This is a genomic window from Pseudomonas sp. 18.1.10 (assembly GCF_024655625.1).
Taxonomy (GTDB): domain Bacteria; phylum Pseudomonadota; class Gammaproteobacteria; order Pseudomonadales; family Pseudomonadaceae; genus Aquipseudomonas.
In genome coordinates this window covers 1-3519 of sequence record NZ_JANLGL010000363.1, presented here as the reverse complement: position 1 = coordinate 3519, position 3519 = coordinate 1, and the positions used below count along the sequence as shown (strand labels likewise).

At 61.3% G+C, this 3519-nt stretch carries 3 protein-coding genes; 1 reads left to right on the top strand and 2 read right to left on the bottom strand.

The genetic code is table 11. The features are described from left to right. Positions 1–69 precede the first annotated feature (69 nt). Together NUV89_RS28610 and NUV89_RS28605 are read right to left on the bottom strand one after the other, a co-directional pair. The gene (locus NUV89_RS28610; RefSeq protein WP_010208208.1) at positions 70–540 is read right to left on the bottom strand and encodes a MaoC family dehydratase; all 471 of its coding nucleotides are present in this window, start codon (positions 538–540) and stop codon (positions 70–72) included. 57 nt (positions 541–597) lie between these two features. Continuing rightward, the gene (locus tag NUV89_RS28605; RefSeq protein ID WP_257783959.1) at positions 598–1542 is read right to left on the bottom strand and encodes an alpha/beta hydrolase; all 945 of its coding nucleotides are present in this window, start codon (positions 1540–1542) and stop codon (positions 598–600) included. Between the two features lie 210 nt (positions 1543–1752). On the opposite strand from NUV89_RS28605, the gene fadD2 reads away from it, so the two are divergent. After that, positions 1753–3441, top strand: coding sequence for a long-chain-fatty-acid--CoA ligase FadD2 (gene fadD2, locus NUV89_RS28600; RefSeq protein WP_257783958.1), 1689 nt, complete (start codon positions 1753–1755; stop codon positions 3439–3441). Positions 3442–3519: the final 78 nt, after the last annotated feature.

Here is a 3519-nt window from a genome sequence, read left to right as displayed (position 1 = left end):
TGATCCACCGCTTTCGCGAGCAAGCCCGCTCCCACACAAGCCCGCTCCCACATTTGTAATTTGTTGGATTCAGCCAATGCTGATCGGCGGCAATTCTGTCAGCGTTACAACCTGCTGCTTACGTGGCGCCAGGATCTCTGCTTCACCATCCACCACCAACTCATCCCGCTGGTTGAACACGCGAGTGGCAATGCGCACACGGAACTTCGGCAGTTTTTCGAGGATTTCCAGGCGTACGGTCAGGGTGTCGCCAATTTTTACCGGCTTCTGGAAGCTCATCTGCTGGCCGATATAGATAGTGCCCGGCCCAGGCAGTTCGCAGGCCACGGCCGCGCTGATAAGGGCGCCACTGAACATGCCGTGGGCAATACGCTCCTTGAACATGGTCGCCTTGGCGTATTCGGCGTCCAGGTGCACCGGGTTGTGGTCACCGGACATCGCGGCGAACAGCTGGATATCGCGCTCTTCCACCAATTTGCTGTAGCTGGCGGTCTGGCCGACTTCAAGGGCTTCGTACGGGGTGTTGGTTACCTGGGTCATCTAAAGGTGCATCCTGTGGCTAATCGGTCATTTAATCGGCTGATTTTAAAACAAAAATTACTCGCAGCGGGCCGGCCTGTGCAGGGTCAGGGCCTGGTCGAGCCACGTCAGCACATCCGCGGTGACTTCATCGCGGTTGGTTTCGTTGAACACTTCATGGCGCGCCTGCGGGTAAATCGTCAGTTGTACCTGCTGGCAGCCGGCCTCGCGCAGGGCGTTGGCCAGGCCTGTGAGACGCTTGCCCTCACTCACCGGATCACATTCGCCGCCGGTCACCAGGATCGGCAGGCCGGGATCGATCTGCGCGAGATTGGACGCTTTGCTGATCTGCTGCAAGCCGCCGAGCAGGTCGATCCACAGCTGGTTGGTGCAGCGGAAACCGCAGAGTGGGTCGTTGATGTATTTGTCCACCTCATCCGGGTCGCGGCTGAGCCAGTCGAAGGCAGTGCGGTTGGGCTTGAACGCTTTGTTGAATGAGCCGAACGACAGGAACTCGATCAGCGCACTGCGCCCACGCAAGCCCTGGCGCGCCCGCTCGACCCGCGCGATCAGCCGCGCGGCACGGTACAGCGCCACCGGCTGAAAATTCGAACCGCTGAGAATCGCCCCGTCCAGGCTGGCACTGTGGTGCAGCAGGTAGGCCTGGGCGATATAGCTGCCCATGCTGTGCCCCAGCAGGATGATCGGCAGGCCCGGCTGCTGCTGGCCGATGTGCTGGTTGAGGCTGGCGAGGTCGCCCACCACCTTGTTCCAGCCGTCGTGCTCGGCGTACAGGCCCAGGGTGCCTTCGTCGGCGGTGCGGCCGTGGCCACGCTGGTCCAGGGCATACAGGCCGTAGCCCGCCGCACACAGGGCGGCCGCCAGGCGTGCATAACGCCCGCTGTGCTCGGCCATGCCGTGGGATAGCATGACTATGGCCTTGGCCTGGCCTTCCGGCAGCCATTGATTGACGTACAGGCGGCTGCGGTCATTCGCGGTCAGCCAGAAGGTGCTGTGGTTCATGGCGCTTCCTTTGCTCGGGGTCGATGCAGTGTATAGCTCATCAGTGGAGGGGCGGGGTATCTGCCTGCGCGTCAGGGGCAAGATTCATACAATCAATGACAGGGTTGGGCATATTTGCCAGTTTGGCCATAACTGCTAACGTCCCCCAAGCTCCGCTTTATATAGCACTGCAAAAGCGGCCGGACACACTCAGGTAAGAGGACAAGAATAATGCAACCTGATTTCTGGAATGACAAACGCGCCGCAGGCGTCCCCAATGACATCGACCTCACGGCCTACAAGTCGGTGATCGAAGTCTTCGAACGCTCCTGCAAGGCCTTTGCCGACCGTCCGGCGTTCAGCAACATGGGCATCACCCTCACGTATGCCGAGCTGGAGCGCCAGAGCGCGGCGTTCGCCGGCTACCTGCAACAGCACACCGACCTCAAGCCCGGCGAGCGCATTGCCGTGCAGATGCCCAATGTGCTGCATTACCCGATTGCCGTGTTCGGCGCCTTGCGCGCCGGGCTGATTGTGGTCAACACCAACCCGCTGTATACCCCGCGCGAGATGCGCCATCAGTTCAAGGACGCCGGCGTGCGTGCGCTGGTCTACCTCAACCTGTTCGGTTCGCGGGTGCAGGAGGTGTGCGGCGACACCGAGATCGACTACCTGATTGAAGCCAAGATGGGCGATTTCATGCCCGCCGCCAAAGGCTGGCTGATAAACACCGTGGTGGACAAAGTGAAGAAGATGGTCCCGGCCTACAGCCTGCCACGGGCCGTTTCGTTCAAGCGCGCCTTGCGCATGGGCGCAGGCCTGGGCGTGACCCGCCATCCGGTGACCCTGGAGGATATCGCCGTGCTGCAATACACCGGCGGCACCACCGGCCTGGCCAAGGGCGCGATGCTCACCCACGGCAACCTGGTGGCGAATATGCAGCAGGCGCGGGCGTGCATGTCCCAGGTCACCGACGACGGCCAGCCCCTGGTGCGCGAAGGGCAGGAGGTGATGATCGCGCCGCTGCCGCTGTACCACATCTATGCGTTCACGGCGAACTGCATGTGCATGATGGTGACCGGCAACCACAACGTGCTGATTACCAACCCACGGGACATCGGCGGCTTTATCAAGGAGCTGAAAAAGTGGCGGTTCTCCTGCCTGCTGGGCTTGAACACGCTGTTTGTGGCATTGATGGACCACCCGGACTTCAAGACCCTCGACTTCTCCCACCTGAAGATCACCAACTCCGGCGGCACGGCGCTGGTCAAGGCCACGGCTGAGCGCTGGAAGGCGCTGACCGGCTGTTCCATCGGCGAAGGCTACGGGCTGACGGAAACCTCGCCGGTCGCCAGTACCAACCCTTACGGCAGCCAATCGCGGCTGGGCACCGTGGGTATTCCGGTGCCGGGCACGGCGATGAAAGTGATCGATGATGAAGGCCGCGAGCTGCCCCTGGGCGAGCGCGGCGAACTGTGCATCAAGGGCCCGCAGGTGATGAAGGGTTACTGGCAGCAGCCGGTCGCCACCGCCGAGACCCTCGATGTCGACGGTTGGCTCAAGACCGGTGATATTGCGGTGATCGACACCGACGGCTTTGTCAGCATTGTCGACCGCAAGAAAGACCTGATTATCGTCTCGGGCTTCAACGTGTACCCCAACGAGATCGAAGACGTGGTGATGGCGCACCCGGCGGTGGCCAACTGCGCGGTGATCGGCGTGCCGGACGAGCGCACGGGGGAGGCGGTGAAGCTGTTCGTGGTCGCACGTGCCCAGGGCGTGAGCCTTGAGGAGTTGAAGGCGTACTGCAAGACCAACTTCACGGGGTACAAAGTGCCCAAGCATATTGTGTTGCGTGAGTCGTTGCCGATGACGCCTGTAGGGAAAATTTTGCGGCGTGAGCTTCGCGACATCGCCTGACCTTGAATTGAAATGCAATCAAAAATGTGGGAGCGGGCTTGCTCGCGAATGCGGTGTATCAGTCGACATATTGGGTGA